This window comes from uncultured Phocaeicola sp., from assembly GCF_948499155.1.
Classification (GTDB): domain Bacteria; phylum Bacteroidota; class Bacteroidia; order Bacteroidales; family Bacteroidaceae; genus Phocaeicola; species Phocaeicola faecalis.
Map to the genome: position 1 here is coordinate 59,394 of NZ_CAOOSE010000020.1, position 17,055 is coordinate 76,448.

Consider the following 17,055-nt stretch of genomic DNA (forward strand, 5'->3'; position numbering starts at 1 on the left):
AACTAACGTATTATTATTACACTATGAAAAATGTATTAATTATCGGCTCTACCGGTCAGATTGGCTCAGAGCTAACAATGAAATTAAGAAGTATTTATAATGGTAACATCGTAGCGGGATACATCCCCGGTGCAGAGCCCAAGGGCGAACTGGCAGAATCAGGTCCGTCGGCTATCGTTGATATCACTAACGAGCAGCAGATTGCCGAAACTGTATCAAAGTATCAGATTGACACTATCTACAACTTGGCAGCTTTGCTGTCGGCCGTAGCGGAAGCCAAACCGCAGCTTGCATGGAAAATCGGTATGGGCGGTTTGTTCAACGTACTTGAAGTAGCCCGCACTATGAATTGTGCCGTATTTACTCCGAGTTCTATCGGTGTGTTCGGCAACAACACTCCGAAGGACAAGACTCCGCAGGACACTATCCGCAATCCGCGCACTATGTATGGTGTAACCAAAGTTTCCGGAGAGTTGCTGAGTGACTACTACAACATCCGCTTCGGTGTCGACACTCGTTCGGTACGTTTCCCGGGCTTGATTTCTTACGTGACTCCTCCGGGCGGCGGTACAACCGACTATGCTGTAGACATCTATTATTCAGCAGCCAAAGGCGAGAAATTCGTTTGTCCTATCGGTAAAGGTACTTACATGGATATGATGTATATGCCGGATGCCTTGCGTGCCGCTATCGAAATCATGGAAGCCGACCCGAGCAAGTTCGTTCACCGCAACTCATTCAACATCGCTTCAATGAGCTTCGATCCTGAAATCATCTTCAACAAGATTAAGGAATACGAACCTAATTTTGAAATGGAATACAATGTAGACCCATTGCGTCAGGCTATCGCCGAATCATGGCCTAACTCACTGGACGACACTTGTGCCCGCGAAGAATGGGGCTGGAAACCTGAATACGACTTGGATACCATGACTAAGGACATGCTTGCCAAGCTGAAAGAACGTTTCAAGAAATAAATACTGTCTTAGGAAACCCTACAGCCTTCATAAATCGGTCTTGCCACCGGCTTGTGAAGGCTGTTTTCATAAGTAAAACAAGCTATGAACAAGAAACCGATTGCAACAAACCGGAAGGTCGTTACATTTGGAGAAGTGATGCTCCGTCTCACTGCTCCCGACTTCCGCCGTTTCTCCCAAACCAACGAATTCATTGCCACGTATGGCGGCAGTGAAGCTAATGTGGCTGTATCGCTCGCCAACTTCGGAATTCCCACAGAGTTTGTCACCCGACTGCCCGACAATGCAATGGCTCAGGCATGTATCGCATCGCTCCGTGCCAACGGACTGGGCACGGAAGGAATCGTACTCGGAGGAAAACGTATGGGGCTGTATTTTCTTGAGAGTGGCGCTTCGTTTCGCAACTCCAATGTGGTGTACGACCGTGAAGGGTCTTCTTTTGCCACCCTGCGCCCCGGCATGATAGACTGGGAAAAGATATTCGCCGATGCCGGTTGGTTTCATTGGTCGGGCATAGCCGCTTCATTGTCGCAAGAGGGTGCCGACGCCTGTCTGGAAGCCTTACAAACGGCCGACCGTATGGGCTTAACTATCTCCTGTGACCTGAATGTGCGCAAGAAATTGTGGAATTACGGACGTTCGGTTGCCGATGTCATGTTGCCCTTGGTGCAATATAGTGATGTAATCTTCGGTGCAGAGCCCGAATACCAAGAAGTTTTCGGCATCACTCCGGTAGGATTTCAAGCAGTGGACACTGCTTATCCGTTGGAGTTGGAAGGGTTCGAGGCATTCGGACAAAAGATATCGGATATAGTGCCGCGCTGCCGGAAAGTATTTTTGGAATTGCGCAACACCGTTACTTCCAACCATAATCTGCTTGCAGCCGTACTTTATTCCGACCAAACATTAAAATATACGGGTATTTACGATATTACTCACGAAGTCGACCGTGTAGGTACCGGAGATGCCTTTGTAGGAGGAATGATATACGGTTTACTTACATATCCCGACAATGACCAAAAAGCATTGGAGTTTGCTCTTGCCGCATCTGCACTGAAAAATACCGTATACGGTGACTTCAATCAGGTGACTGTGGAAGAGGTGGAAAGTCTGATGAAAGGAAATACATCGGGAAGGGTAGCCCGATAGAGAAGAGAAGAAGAAATAGATAAAAAAGAAAGGAGATTCCTTAGTAGGGAATCTCCTTTCTTTTTATCTATTGACAATTATAATTCTTATTATGCCTTCTTTTCTTCTTCGGGCATCTTGTGACCCAAGGTCAGGTAAGCTACCGGAGCGGCAATGAACAATGAAGTCAAAGTACCGATAACGACACCCAGAATCATTGCAAATGCGAAACTGCGGATACTGTCTCCACCCAATACGAAGATACACAACAATACAATCAATGTACTCAGTGAAGTATTGATAGTACGGGCCAAAGTAGTATTCAGTGAATCATTGAACAACTGCATACGGTTACGTTTCGGATACAAGCCGAAGAACTCACGGATACGGTCGAAGATAACCACCTTGTCATTGATAGAATAACCGATAGCAGTCAGGATAGCACCAATGAATGTCTGGTCGATTTCCAATGAGAAAGGAACCCAGCCATAGCACAATGAGTAAGCACCGATAATCAAAGTGGTATCCACAGCCAATGCAACCGTTGCACCGACACTATATGCCACATTGCGGAAACGCAACAGGATATACAAACCGATAGCAACCAACGCAAGCAATACAGACCAGATAGCGGAAGTCTTGATATCGTCAGCAATACTGGGACCCACCTTCTGAGAGCTGATGATTGAACCGCCTGCACGGTTATCACGGTCGATAAATATTTCCAGTGTAGTGCCTTCGCCTAGCAAGTTACCGTCTTTCAAAGACTGATACAGGAACTCTTCAATTTCAGAGTCGATTGTAGGAGAGTCTTCAGTGATACGGTAGTTGGTAGTGATACGGATGGTTTTCTTGTCTGTACCCAAAGCGATAGCCTGTACGTTATCTTCAGTAATCTTCTGTTTCAGCAGGTCGCGAACAGTTTCCGGTTCTACTTGCTGTTCAAACTGAACCACAAAGTTACGTCCGCCGGTGAAGTCGATACTCTGAGCCAAACCGCGGAGAACGAATGAAACCACACACGCTACAATAATGATACCGAATACAGTGAACGAACGTTTCATCATACCCATAAAGTTATAATGAACATTCTGCATCAGATTCTTAGAAATGCCTGTCGTAAATGTCAATCCCAACCATTTGTCTTTGTTCATGAAGTGTTCGTAAACCACACGTGTCAAGAACACGGCAGTAAAGAATGAACAGAGGATACCGATAATCAGTGTGGTAGCAAAACCGCGGATAGGACCTGTACCGAAATAGAACAGGATGATACCGGTAATGATTGAAGTCAAGTTAGAGTCAAAGATAGCTGAGAATGCATTCGAGTAACCGTCAGCCAAAGCAGCCTTGACACCCTTTCCTGCTCTCAATTCTTCTTTTGTACGTTCGTAAATCAATACGTTGGCATCCACTGCCATACCCAGTGAAAGCACCATACCGGCAATACCCGACATTGTCAATGCAGCCTGGAATGAAGTAAGGATACCCAGCGTAAAGAAGAAGTTCACAACCAAGGCACAGTTGGCAACCATACCCGGAATCAATCCGTACATAGCACACATGTAAATCATCAACAGAATCAATGCCACTACGAATGAAATGATACCTTGATTGATAGATTCCTGACCCAATGACGGACCAACGATATCTTCCTGAACGATACGTGCGGGAGCCGGCATCTTACCAGACTTCAATACGTTAGCCAAGTCCTTTGTTACTTCGGGAGTAAAGTGACCGGTAATCTGAGAATGTCCGCCGGTGATTTCACCGTTTACGTTAGGAGCACTATATACATAGCCGTCCAATACGATAGCGATAGCCTTATTTACATTATTCTTAGTCAAGACAGCCCAGCGACGAGAACCGTCAGTGTTCATAGACATACTTACGCAAGGTTTGCCAAAACTGTCGAACTCATCCTTGGCATCAGTAATCACGTCACCTTCCAACGGAGCGCGTCCATTACGTTCGCTTGACTTGATGGCATATAATTCGAAGATACGTCCGGTCTTGTCGAAATCAGCACCTTTCACGCCCCATTTCAGGCGAAGGTCTTTCGGCAACATTTCTTTTACCTCTTTCATGGCAAGGTAAGTATTTACCTGGGCAGTATCTTTATAATCAGCATAACCTACCACACAGCTACCATTCGGGTTCAACTGAAGAATAGAAGCCAACGGGTGTTCTTTCTTCATTTGTTCCATAGCAACAGTGTTGTTTGCAGATTCACCCTTCAATGCAGCAGCCAGACTGTCGGCAGCAGATACCGTCTTTGTATCGGCAGTCTCAACGGCAGTAGAGTCAGTAGCAACATCATCAGTAGCAAGGATAGCACGCAATCTGTTATCGGCAGCAGTCAGATAAGGATAGATTTCTTTAGCATCGAAAGTTTCCCAGAACTCAAGGTTAGCAGAACCCTGCAAGAGTTTTCTCACACGTTCCGGTTCTTTGATACCCGGAAGTTCCACCATGATACGTCCCATCTTGCCTTCCAAAGCCTGGATATTAGGCTGAACCACACCGAAGCGGTCGATACGGGTACGCAATACATTATAAGAGTTATCAATGGCAGCTTTGACTTCTTCGCGCAATACCTTTTCTACGTCAGCGTCAGAGCTGCGGGTATTTACTTTGTCTTTCAACTGCTGAGTAGCGAACAGTTCAGCCAACTTTCCTTGTGGAGCTTCTTTCTTGTATTCTCTGACAAACAGAGTAATAAAGTCGTCCTGACTGGTAATAGACTGTTTGGCAGCTTCTGATATAGCCTTGTTGAAAGCTTCATCGGTTTTGTTGTCGGCCAATGCCTTCACCACATCCGGTACAGAAACTTCAAGGATAACGTTCATACCACCTTTAAGGTCCAGACCCAGACCAATCTCCATCTCACGACACTGTTTCAGCGTATAACTACCCAGATAAACTTTTTCATTCTGCATAGAATCAAGGTAGTGTGCTTCACCCTTCGGATCTTGTGCCGCTTTGTTCATGTGATAGCGGGTCACAAAAGAGAAAGAAAGATAAAACACACATACAAGGGTAAGTAATACCGCAAAAACCTTTACAAATCCTTTGTTTTGCATGTTACTTTGAAATTTATTATTTTTACTTTTTGATTAATTCTTAGTTTATACAAGGTTGCAAATATAGTTTTTTTTTCACATTCGCACGGCATGAAACACAAATATTTGAATTTCAAACAAGAAAAAAGGCTGCAAAAGTATATTTCGCAGCCTAATTTATTCTATTTCATGGGGTATTTTATTTCAGTCCTCTGTTTTTAAGCAATGGTTCCAAGCTCGGTTCGGCACCGCGGAACGTTCTGTAAAGCACCATAGGATCTTCTGTTCCACCCTTTTCCAGAACATTCCGGCGGAAAGAGTCTGCGGTATTTTTATCGAACAATCCATGTTCCTTGAAAGCTTCAAAGGCATCTGCGTCCAATACTTCCGCCCACAGATAACTGTAATATCCGGCAGCATAACCGCTAAGAATATGGTTGAAGTAGGTGGCACGATAACGGGGTGCGATTTCAGGAATCAAGCCCAGCTTGTCCATCACCGTCTTTTCAAAGGCCACTACATCCAGATTTTCGGTGTCGGTCAGATTATGCAATTCCATATCGAGCAAGGCGGCTGCCAACAGTTCGGTTGTCATAAATCCCTGATTGAAGGTATCTTGGTCCTGTATCTTCCGAATCAATTCATCGGGAATCACCTCACCAGTCTTATAGTGCTTGGCATATACCTTCAGCACTTCCGGCTCCATAGCCCAGTGTTCCATTATCTGCGAAGGCAGCTCCACAAAGTCCTGAGCTACATTCGTACCCGATACGCCCAAATAGTTACATTTGGTCAGCATTCCGTGAAGAGCATGTCCGAATTCGTGGAACATTGTCTCCACTTCGTCCAGTGTCAGCAACGAAGGCATATCGCCTGCGGGCTTTGTAAAGCTGGCCACATTATAAATCAATGGCCGCACATCGCCTGCCTGCTGGCGGAAGTTATCCATCCAAGCTCCCCCACGCTTGCCTGCACGAGGGAAATAATCGGCATAGAACAACCCCAAATAAGAGCCGTCGGCATCTTTCACCTCATAAACCTTCACATCCGGTTCGTAAACAGGAATATTATTCAGTTCTGTCAAAGTAATGCCATACAATTGATTGGCAACATAATACAAACCGTTGCGCACATCATCCAAACTGAAATAAGGCTTGATTTCATCCTCATTCAGATTATATTTCTGTTGACGAAGTTTTTCGGCATAATACCACCAGTCCCATGCGGCAAGCTTCTCTCCTTTTCCTTCTTTATCCATGATTTTCTGCAATTCGGCAGCTTCCGCCTTTGCATTTTTCAAGGAATATCCCCACAGATTATTCAAGAAATCCATCACTGCCTTAGCGTTCTTTGCCATATTCTCATCCAACACGAAATTGGCATAGCAATCAAAGCCTAACAAATTGGCTTTCTCTAAGCGTAAAGAAATAATTCTCTTCAGAATCTCTTTATTATCGTTGGCATCCCCATTATTGCCGCGATTGACATAGGCCTCATAAATATTCTTTCTCAGCCCGCGGTTGTCGGCATACTGCAATAGCGGCAAACGGCTTGAGTTCTGCAAGGTAAACAGCCACTTACCTTCTTTTCCGGCAGCCTTGGCCTCTTCCGCCGCACCTGCTTTTACCCATTCCGGCAATCCTGCCAGTTCTGCTTCGTCCTCTATAACCAGCTGGTAAGCATTATTTTCATTCAAGACATGATTGCTGAACGTAATAGCCAGTGTAGACAGTTCTTTATTTATCTCCCTAAGACGGTCTTGCTTCCCAGCATCCAATCCTGCGCCCGCACGCACAAACGCTTTATAATATTTATCCAAAAGGCGATGTTGCTCTGTGGTCAGCGTTATTTTGCCTTCTTGCTCCTGTTGCTGCACAGCAGCCACACGCTTATATAAATCCTGATTCAGATAAATATTATCATTATGTCCGGAAAGCACGGGAGCAATCTTTTCGCTCAATGCACTCATCGCATCATTCGTGTCGGCCTCCGTCAATGCAAAGAAGACACCCCTGACACGTGCCAGTGTCTTTCCGCTATTATCCAACGCTACAATCGTATTCTCGAAGTCGGGAGCTTCCTGATTCTCCACAATTGCTTTTATCTCGGCATTCTGTTCTTCTATGCCTTTTAAGAATGCAGGCTCATAGTGCTCTATCTTGATTTTATCAAAATCGGGAGCGCCATACTCTGTCTGAAACTCCGTAAAGAACGGATTCGTTTCTGTCTTTTGTTCACATGCACACATTATACAACAAGTTGCTAACGTAAATACTAGTTTCTTCATACTCATATTAAATTAAAGGTAAACGAATTATTTCTTTGCCACAAAACACCAGATGGGATAATGATCCGAACTCTTTATTGTCTTGTCTACCGTACATTGATAAGATTCCAAATTCTTACTCAACAGGATATGATCGATACGAAAATAAAAATGGTTCTGATTATAAGATATCCCGAATCCGTTGCCCGACTGTACAAAAGCATCATTCAGCTCCTTCCCGATTACCCGGTGGGCATAAGATAAAGGAGAATCATTAAAATCACCGCAGACAATCACTCCCCCACCTTTAAAACCGGCAACCAATTTTGCTATGGAGTCAGCTTGCGAAGCGCGGATAGCCGAAGCCTCCGCCAGTTTGCCTATCAGCAAGCGAGAGCCTTCCGACACTTTGGCCTTATCCGGGTCTTTTATCATCTCCCGATAGACAGCCTTGTCTTTCTCCGTCAACTTATTGGATTCCAGATGATTATTAACCACCAGCAAGGTGTCTCCCTTCACATTTATCGTATAGGCTACAGACCCATTGGTGCGGCTTTCATAGTCGACCGGATGCGCCGACAAGATAGGATAGCGTGAGTAACACCCCACCCCATTGACACCGGTCAGCTTATAGTAATGCTTATACGGATAGTCCCTCAAAGCATAATCCACATCCTTTTTAGTCAACCGATTGCTCAATATATATTCTTGCAGACAAATAATATCCGCATTACTGTTTCGCAGATATTCCAATACCGAATTAGGGTTATCCTTCAAGTTAGGATGTCCCTGTTCAAACGCCATCGTATTGTATGACAATATTTTAATGGCATCCTTAGGAGGTTCTTTTCCGAACAGATTGACAGGCATATAAGTGCGGATAGCGCCAAAGCAACAGAAAAAAGTCAGGAGAGACAGCAAAGCATACCTGCGGTATACCACCAGCCAAAAGAGAAAGAATAAAACATTCGCTATTAGAAAAGCCGGAAACGCAAGGCCGGCACACGACCACACAGGGTGCTCCACCGGATTGATGTAAGAACTATACGCACAAATCAGCAATAATACCGCCATGCATATATTTATCCCCAATAATATCCAACCTAAAAGCCGACCGATATATTTCATATTCTATTTTTTACTTGCATCAAACAAGCTTTTCTTCTCATCCGACGTAAGACTGTCATAACCAGACTTCCTCAGTTTGTCCAATATGCGGTCTATCTCGTCACTATTCTGCTTCTTACGGGCATTATAGTCATAATCCTTCGCCTTATCGCCATAATGCACTTTCATTTTGGGCTTCTTCGGAGAACGACGTACCGTAAATCCGCCTGCCACCCAATCGATAAAACGGTTAATCCACGCCGTTGCATCATGTCCGCGAGTCAGCCCGGAGGCAAACCACCATCCGGCCAATGCCCCTCCCAAGTGTGCAATATGCCCGCCGGCATTGCCCGAGGTCATAAACAGCAAATCAGTCACCACCATAAACAGGGCCACATATTTCAACCGCACCGTTCCGATAAACATGAAATGTACCGGATAGTCAGGCTCACGGACAGCCGTTGCCACCACAATAGCCAATACAGAAGCCGAGGCCCCCAATAAATAAGAATAATAAAGTGAATCACTGAAATATGGAAAGACATTGTAAGCCAACATATAAAGCAAACCGCCACAAAACCCGCCTAAGATATACAAGCCGCGGAAATGCCTGGCCGAGAAGAAAGAAAGGAACAACTGTCCGAACCAATAGAGCCACAGCATATTAAACAGCAAGTGCAACACTCCGGCATGCATAAACATATAAGTAAACAGAGACCACGGCTGCCTGATAAACTGCACCGTCCATGCAGGCAACTCCAGATATTGCAGAATAAATGCACCGTTACGGTTAAACAGCATCCACAGAATTCCCAAAAGGGATGTCAATACAAACACCCCCACATTAATATATATAAACTGGATATATATATTACCCCGATTGAAACTGTTCTTTAAATCAGTAATAAAACTGCCCATTATTATTCTTTTTTCTCCAATACATTATTAATATAAAGCCAAATATCATTCCTCCCAAATGAGCGAAATGAGCAATGCCGTCAGCCGAGCTTCCGAAACCCAAGTAAATCTCCAACGCTGCATATCCCATCACAAAGTACTTCGCCTTGATAGGAAACGGAATGGGAAATACAAACATCTGACTATTGGGAAACAACATACCGAAAGCCAGCAAAATAGCATATACGGCTCCCGATGCCCCCACAGTAGTCATCAAATTGAGATATTCCGCCATCGGAATCACAGCAATTCCCGTATTGACCCCCTCATAATTGACCAACTCAGTGGCATACTGGATATATTGCACCCCCTCCTGCACCAGACCGGCACCGATACCGCACAATATATAATAGAACAGAAAACGTTTCGGCCCCCAAACCAGTTCAAGCGTACGCCCAAACATCCACACAGCAAACATGTTAAAAAATATGTGTTGAAAATTGGCATGCATAAACATATATGTAATCAACTGTGCAGGGTTAAAATCAGAAGCCAAAAAGAAATGCAGTCCCAGCAAGTCATTTAAGTTAATCCCATATTTTGTGGCCACCACACTTCCGAAAAAGCATAGCACGTTTATTATCAATATATTCTTTGTTACAACAGGTATACTATTCATATTCTTTTCTTCTATAATTCATTGATTGCTTGCAAATTTACAATTTTATTCTGTTATTCAGCAGAAAAACCCCATTCTCTTACGTTTTTTTGATTTTTGGCTTATCTTTTTTAGGCTATCTGTTTGATTTCTAATTTTGAAACTTTATATTTGTCCTTGATTTTGAAAATTCTTTTGTGTTACATTAATAATTAATCATTTTCATTATGAATAAGGCAGATCTTATCAGCGCAGTAGCCGCTGAATCAGGCTTGAGCAAAGCCGATGCAAAGAAAGCTGTTGAAGGAGTGGTTTCAGCAGTTTCAAACGCTCTGAAGAGTGGTGACAAAGTATCTTTAGTTGGTTTCGGTACTTTCTCTGTTGTAGAAAAAGCAGAAAGAATGGGTATCAACCCGGCGACCAAAGAGTCTATCACCATTAAAGCAAGAAAAGCAATCAAATTCAAGGCTGGTGCTGAATTATCGGAAGAAATCCAATAAATTGCTTATTTTAAACGTAAAGGACTTAAGAGAGGGGCGCCAGCAATAGCGCCCTTTTTCTTTAAACAACTGACAATCTATGAATATTACGAAAACAACCTTATTGAGATACCTCATTGGCACAGCTCTCTGTGCATTCTCAGCACAAACCATCAGTGCAGAAGGGAGTAAACTTCCTTATTGGAAAGATATCCAAACTGTAGCAGTAAACAAAGAAGCCCCCCGCACGGCTTTCATGTCATACGACAATCCGGACCGGGCACTGACCGGCAAATACGAAAATAGCCCTTATTATAAATTGCTAAACGGAAAATGGAACTTCTACTATGTAGATGCTTATAAAGATTTACCTGCCAACATCGAACAGCCCGGTGCCGGCATTGCATGGAAAGAAATCAATGTTCCCGGCAACTGGGAAGTACAAGGATATGGAACAGCCATCTATACCAATCAGCCATACGATTTCCAGCCCAGCAACCCGCAACCGCCGCATTTGCCCGAGGCCAATCCGGTAGGCGTCTATCAGCGCGACATCGAGATTCCCGCCGATTGGGACGGACGCGACATATATCTCCGTCTGGAAGGAGCTAAATCAGGCGTCTATGTATACCTCAACGGGAAAGAAGTCGGATATAGCGAAGACTCTAAGAATCCGGCAGAGTTTCTGATTAACAACTATTTGCAACCGGGAAAGAACTCATTGGTGGTGAAGTGTTTCCGTTACAGCACCGGTTCTTATCTGGAGTGCCAAGACTTTTGGCGTCTGAGCGGAATTGAAAGAGATGTATTCTTATTCTCACAGCCGAAGACTGCCGTTCAGGATTTCGAAGTAATCTCTACCCTTGACGATACCTACAAGAACGGTATCTTCAAACTGGACGTAAATGTGACTAACCATACCGCCGCCAACAAGAACGTAACCGTAGCTTACGAGTTGCTGGATGCCGATAAGAAAGTTGTCACCTCTGCCGAGACACCTTGCAGTGTCAGCGCAGACGGAAAAAACACCGTTACCTTCAATGCTGCATTAAATAATGTAAAGACTTGGACTTCCGAACAACCCAACCTTTATAAATTATTGATTTCTTTAAAAGAAGGCGGAAAAACAACAGAAGTTATTCCCTTCAATGTCGGCTTCCGTCGCTTTGAAATCAAACCGATTGACCAAATCGCAGGAAACGGCAAACCTTATATCTGCTTCTTTGTCAACGGTCAACCGTTAAAGATGAAGGGCGTGAACATTCACGAGCACAACGAAGCAACCGGCCACTATGTTCCCGAAGAACTGATGCGCAAAGACTTTGAGCTGATGAAGCAGAACAATATCAACACCGTCCGTCTGTGTCACTATCCGCAAGACCGCAAGTTCTATGAGCTCTGCGATGAATATGGCCTTTATGTATACGATGAAGCCAATATCGAAAGCCACGGCATGAAATACGACCTCCGCAAAGGCGGCACATTAGGCAACAACCCCGAATGGTTGAAACCCCACATGGACCGCACCATCAATATGTATGAACGCAACAAGAACTACCCATCTTTAACCTTCTGGTCATTGGGTAATGAAGCCGGAAACGGATATAATTTCTATCAGACTTACCTTTGGGTGAAAAACCGTGAAACCAAAGGCATGAACCGCCCTGTGAACTACGAACGCGCACAATGGGAGTGGAATACCGATATGTTCGTTCCTCAGTACCCCGGTGCAAGCTGGTTTGAATCGATAGGCAAAGAAGGCAGTGACCGTCCTATCATGCCATCCGAGTATGCACACGCCATGGGTAACTCCACCGGTGGCCTGTGGGCACAGTGGCAAGCCATCTATAAATATCCCAACCTGCAAGGCGGATATATTTGGGACTGGGTAGATCAGGGTATTTTGCAGAAAGATGAAAACGGACGTCCGTTCTGGGCATACGGCGGCGATTTCGGAAAAGACGCACCTAGCGACGGCAACTTCCTTTGCAACGGTATTGTCAACCCCGACCGTAATCCACACCCTGCCATGGCAGAAGTGAAATACGCTTATCAGAATGTAGGTTTCGAAATGACCGATGCGGCACAAGGCAAGTTCCTTATCACCAACCGTTTCTACTTCACCAACCTGAAGAAGTATATGATTGTATATGAGCTGAAAGCCAACAATAAGATTATAAGAAGCGGAAAAGTCTCGTTAGACATTGCTCCGCAGGCCTCCAAAGAATTCACGGTAAATGTAAACGGTTTGAAAGCCAAGAAAGATACCGAATATTTCGTCAATTTCCATGTCATTGCCGTCGAACCTGAAATCCTGATTCCGGCAGGTCACGAAATTGCACGTGACCAATTCCAATTGCCTATCGAGCCTTTGAAAGACGAGTTCATGGCAGGCAAGGGAATGAAAGCAGTGAAAAACGGAGACGAAATGGTAGTTTCGGGCAACGGAATGCAATTTGTCCTGAACGAAAAGAGCGGCATCGTTACCTCTTATAAAGTAAACGGCACCGAATATTTCAAAGACGGCTTTGGCATTCAGCCCAACTTCTGGCGTGCACCGAATGACAATGATTACGGTAACGGCGAGCCCAAGCGCACCCACGTGTGGAAACAGTCAAGCAAGGACTTCAAGGTGGCCCATACTTCATTTGCCGACAACACTCTGAGTGTCACTTACGCATTGCCTGCCGGCAACCAATACATTGTAAATTATACCTTTGGCAAGAACGGCAGCCTACATGTAGGTTGTGACTTCAAGGCAGCAGACATCAAAGCAGAAGTACCTCGTATCGGTGTACGTTTCCGTCTGCCGGCAGAAATGAACCAAGTAACCTACTTCGGTCGTGGTCCTGAAGAAAACTACATCGACCGCAAGGCAGGAACCATCGTCGACCTCTATAAGACAACAGCCGATGCTATGTATTACCCTTACGTCCGTCCGCAAGAAAACGGCCACCACCTCGATACCCGTTGGGTGTCATTGAGCAAAAAGAACGGTAAAGGATTACGCATCACATCCGACAAGACATTCGGTTTCAATGCATTGCGCAACTCAGTAGAAGATTTTGACTCGGAAGAAACCACTAATCGTCCGCGCCAATGGAACAATTTCTCAGCCGAAGAAATAGCCAATCGCAGCGAAGCTAAAGCAAAAGATGTTCTCCGCCGCCAAACTCATATCAATGACATTACTCCGCGTGATTTCGTAGAAGTATGCGTAGACATGCAGCAACAAGGCGTAGGCGGTTATGACAGCTGGGGAGCATGGCCCGAAAAATGGGCTTTGATTAACCCGAACCAGGCTTACAGCTGGGGCTTCACTATCACCCCGATGAAATAATCTTTTAAACTCTGCCATGGGATATTGGAAAGAACCCCATGGCAGGGTTTTAGATATTCCCCTTTCATTAAAGTTCCCATATCAGCCGGATTATTTCTTCACACGTATATACGCATCGGGCTACACGTACGTACGCATAAGCCTATGCATATATGTCATTTGATTAACGCAACCTTCAGCTAATAACAATCTGCCGGTCATTCAGGATGTCACTACATCTTGCGGTTGCACCAAGGTGAGTTACAGCAAGGAACCATTTTAATAAGATGATAACCGTGTATTGAAATACAAAGGCATCCCCGCTTCGGTTAATGATAGCAGGGAATGCCAAATAAATAAAGTTTAATTTAGAGAAACCCTTCCTTCCCTTGGGTTTCTCCTTAAAGAAAGGAGGATTAGTCCGATGCAAAGTTAATGGAAATAATCAGAATCTACAAGTAATGTATTTGCTTTTTCTGCGGTGGAGTTCTTTCCGACAAAAGATGAAAACAAGATTAATGAATCATCGAAGAATAAAACGAAGATGAAAAAGAATATTTTGAAAACAACACTGGTTGCGACATTTGCTCTGCTGGCAGGGTATAATGTGTACAACTCTCAGAAGTCGGATGTGATGTCTGAATTGGTTTTAGCTAATGTGGAAGCATTGGCTGATGACAATGAAATTGAGAATTATCATGGATTTGCTCTTAAATCATATACAAATGGATGTAAAATTTGCCAACGCGAAGACAGTAGCATTTGCAACGTCCATAATCAGGTTCCCTGCTAATTAATATTTAATTGCTTATTTATATGATTTTATCTTATAAGATTAATAAATAAGCAATTATATCACATAATAGAAATATGAAAAAAATATATATTATATGTTTAGTGATGGTTTTCCTCATGTCTTGTAAGAATGAAAACAATCATGCATCTCACTCTAATGCGACTACTATTACCATAGTGACAGAATCTGAAGATGTTTTAAACATGTCTACTTTTGTAGATTCCATTGAATTAGTTCCTCTAGAAACCAAAGATGATAATCTTATTGGCTGGATTCCACGTATCATTGCTACTAAAGACTACTATTATCTTCTTTCCGCAAGTGGATGGAATTCTAAGAAGCTTTTTATATTTGATAAAAAAGGTCACTTTATCAGACAAATAAGTAAAGAAGGAGAAGGACCAGGGGAATATATAGAGTTACGTGATTTCACAATAGTTGGGGACTCTATCATAAAAATAGCAGAAATCTATAACATGATGAATTTCGATATAGAAGGAAATCTGTTATCCGAACGAAAGCAAAGAGACACTTCTGATAAAATAGTTTATTTAAAAGGGAAAAGCATTACCTACAATATTGGAGCTCGTAACCGTAATAATTTGCTGCTAACATTACATGACAGTGAAGACCGCTATATAAAAGACTTTTTAGAGGTTTCACCATTAGAAGCTCGAATTAACGATTGCTTTGGTCGTGGAGAAGCATTCGCGTTTGATGAAAATTATATTTATTTCAATCATCCATTTAGCAATATAATTTACCGGATTGACATATCCACACAAGAATATCTCCCATTCTATCAAATAAATTTCAAAGATAAGAACCTTTCTTGGAAAATGTTTGCTGAAGATGGAGATGTTAATAGCTGGGCAAATATGTTAGAAAAGAGTGAGTGTTTTCTAGCAATAGATGAGATATTAGACATGAATAATTATTTTGTTATTAATGCTGTAGATGAAAAATATCATAGCTGTTTCTCTATATACTCAAAGAGAACAGGTAAAGTCTTAACCGGACGGCAAATCAAAGATGATTTATTTTTGAAAGGTAACCTAGTCAATTTAAAGCCTATGAAAACTCCCCATTACAAAGACGGGGACTATTTGTTATGGGTAATCAGTCCGCAAACGCTATTAAACGGATTCAACTCTTATAGAGAACTTTTGGGAGAAAAGAAATGGGACTTGTTTTGCAAGAAATATCCACATTTAGTCGAGGTATGCAGTCAATTGGATGAAGAGTCTAATCCTGTGTTGGCGAGAATTAAAATAAAAGATTTCTAAAGACGTAAATATCATGTATCATGAAATTGATAAAAGCTAAAGATATAATTATTATTTTAGTTCTCTCTCTTGTCTTTTTATATTATGGAAAACAGCGAAATCATCAAGAAAATTCCAATATAGAGAGACAACAAAGACTATTAGAACAGCGTGTTGACAATCTGCGGATACTATCAAAACTACAACATTATGGTGAAGGGAAGAGTATAAAAGACATCTATCTATATACTTTAAATAAAGATAGTGTATTATTCAGTAGGCTAATAGGAAATGAAAATAAATTAGGATTTCAAGATATTTAAAAATGAACATAAAATAGAAGTTCCAGTATATCGTATTAAAACTAATCTTGGTCTGTACCCGGAATATAATGATTATGCTTTAGCTTTTCTTATTTCCGAAAGAATGATTATTGATAATCTTATGATAATAGATTATAGCAACAGAAATTATATAGATGATTACCTGGCTATTTTAGAATCAAAAATATAGTATGATTCATAAAAATTAGGCAAAACCACATGCGGAACCGGGAGGTTATCAACGACAAAAACTGGAACAAGATGCAAAGATGATAATGGAAAAAGAACCGAAAATACAATCCACAGCAATAAAACAGATGAGAGAGGAAATAAAGAAGCTGGTTATCAAGGAATAAAATATTCTTTTACTATATTTGCATTCTCATGCACATTAGGGGGAAAGCTATTTCTATATAATCTTACTTTTTAACAAAGAGTATGCATATATGGAAATAATCAGAACCAGCAAGTCATGTATTTGCTTTTTCTGCGGTGGAGTTCTTTCCGATAAAAGATGAAAACAACTTTTATTAATAATCGAAACATAGAAAAGAGATGAAAAAGAATATTTTAAAAGCAACAGTTGTTGCTGCGTTTGCTCTGATAGCAGGATTTAATGTGTATAGCTCTCAGAAGGCTGAGGGAATGTCGGATTTGGCATTGGCTAATGTGGAAGCATTGGCTGATGGAGAAAATGGAGGTTCGTGCCGATAGAGCCGTGTGTATGATTCAGAAGGATGTGTTTATCATGTCTGCGTTGCCAATGGTTCTGGTGATA

General features: G+C 42.7%; 12 protein-coding genes and 2 pseudogenes. 9 read left to right on the top strand and 5 right to left on the bottom strand.

Annotated elements, in window-relative coordinates; all coding sequences use genetic code 11:
- Window positions 1-23 precede the first annotated feature (23 nt).
- Together QYT14_RS13715 and QYT14_RS13720 are read left to right on the top strand one after the other, a co-directional pair.
- A complete protein-coding gene (locus QYT14_RS13715; RefSeq protein WP_237040553.1) occupies window positions 24-977 on the top strand; it encodes an NAD-dependent epimerase/dehydratase family protein in 954 nt (317 codons plus the stop codon).
- Between the two features lie 84 nt (window positions 978-1,061).
- Complete coding sequence (locus QYT14_RS13720; protein WP_289307074.1) at window positions 1,062-2,126, top strand: sugar kinase; 1,065 nt, start codon at window positions 1,062-1,064, stop codon at window positions 2,124-2,126.
- An 89-nt stretch (window positions 2,127-2,215) separates the two neighbouring features.
- Here QYT14_RS13720 and secDF read toward each other — a convergent pair whose 3' ends face one another.
- The 5 genes from secDF to QYT14_RS13745 all read right to left on the bottom strand — a co-directional run bounded on the left by secDF (window position 2,216) and on the right by QYT14_RS13745 (window position 10,116).
- On the bottom strand, window positions 2,216-5,188 hold the full coding sequence (secDF, locus tag QYT14_RS13725; protein ID WP_289307075.1) for a protein translocase subunit SecDF: 2,973 nt from the start codon (window positions 5,186-5,188) through the stop codon (window positions 2,216-2,218).
- A gap of 178 nt (window positions 5,189-5,366) precedes the next feature.
- Complete coding sequence (locus tag QYT14_RS13730; RefSeq protein WP_237040556.1) at window positions 5,367-7,454, bottom strand: M3 family metallopeptidase; 2,088 nt, start codon at window positions 7,452-7,454, stop codon at window positions 5,367-5,369.
- A 27-nt stretch (window positions 7,455-7,481) separates the two neighbouring features.
- Entirely contained in the window at window positions 7,482-8,561 is a 1,080-nt protein-coding gene (locus tag QYT14_RS13735; protein WP_289307076.1) for an endonuclease/exonuclease/phosphatase family protein, read from the bottom strand.
- Window positions 8,562-8,564: 3 nt separating this feature from the next.
- Window positions 8,565-9,458, bottom strand: a complete 894-nt coding sequence (locus QYT14_RS13740; RefSeq protein WP_237040558.1) for a rhomboid family intramembrane serine protease — start codon at window positions 9,456-9,458, stop codon at window positions 8,565-8,567.
- Window positions 9,439-10,116 (bottom strand): rhomboid family intramembrane serine protease, encoded by a 678-nt coding sequence (locus tag QYT14_RS13745; RefSeq protein ID WP_289307077.1) that lies wholly within the window; start codon window positions 10,114-10,116, stop codon window positions 9,439-9,441. The genes QYT14_RS13740 and QYT14_RS13745 overlap by 20 nt, the downstream gene beginning before the upstream one ends.
- Window positions 10,117-10,322: 206 nt before the next feature.
- Between QYT14_RS13745 and QYT14_RS13750 the strand changes: the two genes are divergently transcribed.
- From QYT14_RS13750 to QYT14_RS13780, 7 genes and pseudogenes are all read left to right on the top strand, one after another.
- Window positions 10,323-10,595 carry an HU family DNA-binding protein gene (locus QYT14_RS13750; RefSeq protein WP_237040560.1) on the top strand — a complete coding sequence of 91 codons (273 nt, stop codon included), beginning with the start codon at window positions 10,323-10,325 and terminating at the stop codon, window positions 10,593-10,595.
- Between the two features lie 79 nt (window positions 10,596-10,674).
- Window positions 10,675-13,914, top strand: a complete 3,240-nt coding sequence (locus QYT14_RS13755) for a glycoside hydrolase family 2 TIM barrel-domain containing protein (RefSeq protein ID WP_289307078.1) — start codon at window positions 10,675-10,677, stop codon at window positions 13,912-13,914.
- Between the two features lie 187 nt (window positions 13,915-14,101).
- Window positions 14,102-14,198 (top strand): annotated as a pseudogene (locus tag QYT14_RS13760) (hypothetical protein); the annotation flags it as partial.
- A 239-nt stretch (window positions 14,199-14,437) separates the two neighbouring features.
- Window positions 14,438-14,686 carry an NVEALA domain-containing protein gene (locus tag QYT14_RS13765; RefSeq protein ID WP_289307079.1) on the top strand — a complete coding sequence of 83 codons (249 nt, stop codon included), beginning with the start codon at window positions 14,438-14,440 and terminating at the stop codon, window positions 14,684-14,686.
- Between the two features lie 77 nt (window positions 14,687-14,763).
- The gene (locus tag QYT14_RS13770; protein ID WP_289307080.1) at window positions 14,764-15,975 is read left to right on the top strand and encodes a 6-bladed beta-propeller; all 1,212 of its coding nucleotides are present in this window, start codon (window positions 14,764-14,766) and stop codon (window positions 15,973-15,975) included.
- Between the two features lie 20 nt (window positions 15,976-15,995).
- A complete protein-coding gene (locus QYT14_RS13775) occupies window positions 15,996-16,277 on the top strand; it encodes a hypothetical protein (RefSeq protein ID WP_289307081.1) in 282 nt (93 codons plus the stop codon).
- Window positions 16,278-16,832: 555 nt separating this feature from the next.
- Window positions 16,833-16,970, top strand: a pseudogene (locus QYT14_RS13780) (NVEALA domain-containing protein); the annotation flags it as partial.
- Window positions 16,971-17,055 lie beyond the last annotated feature (85 nt).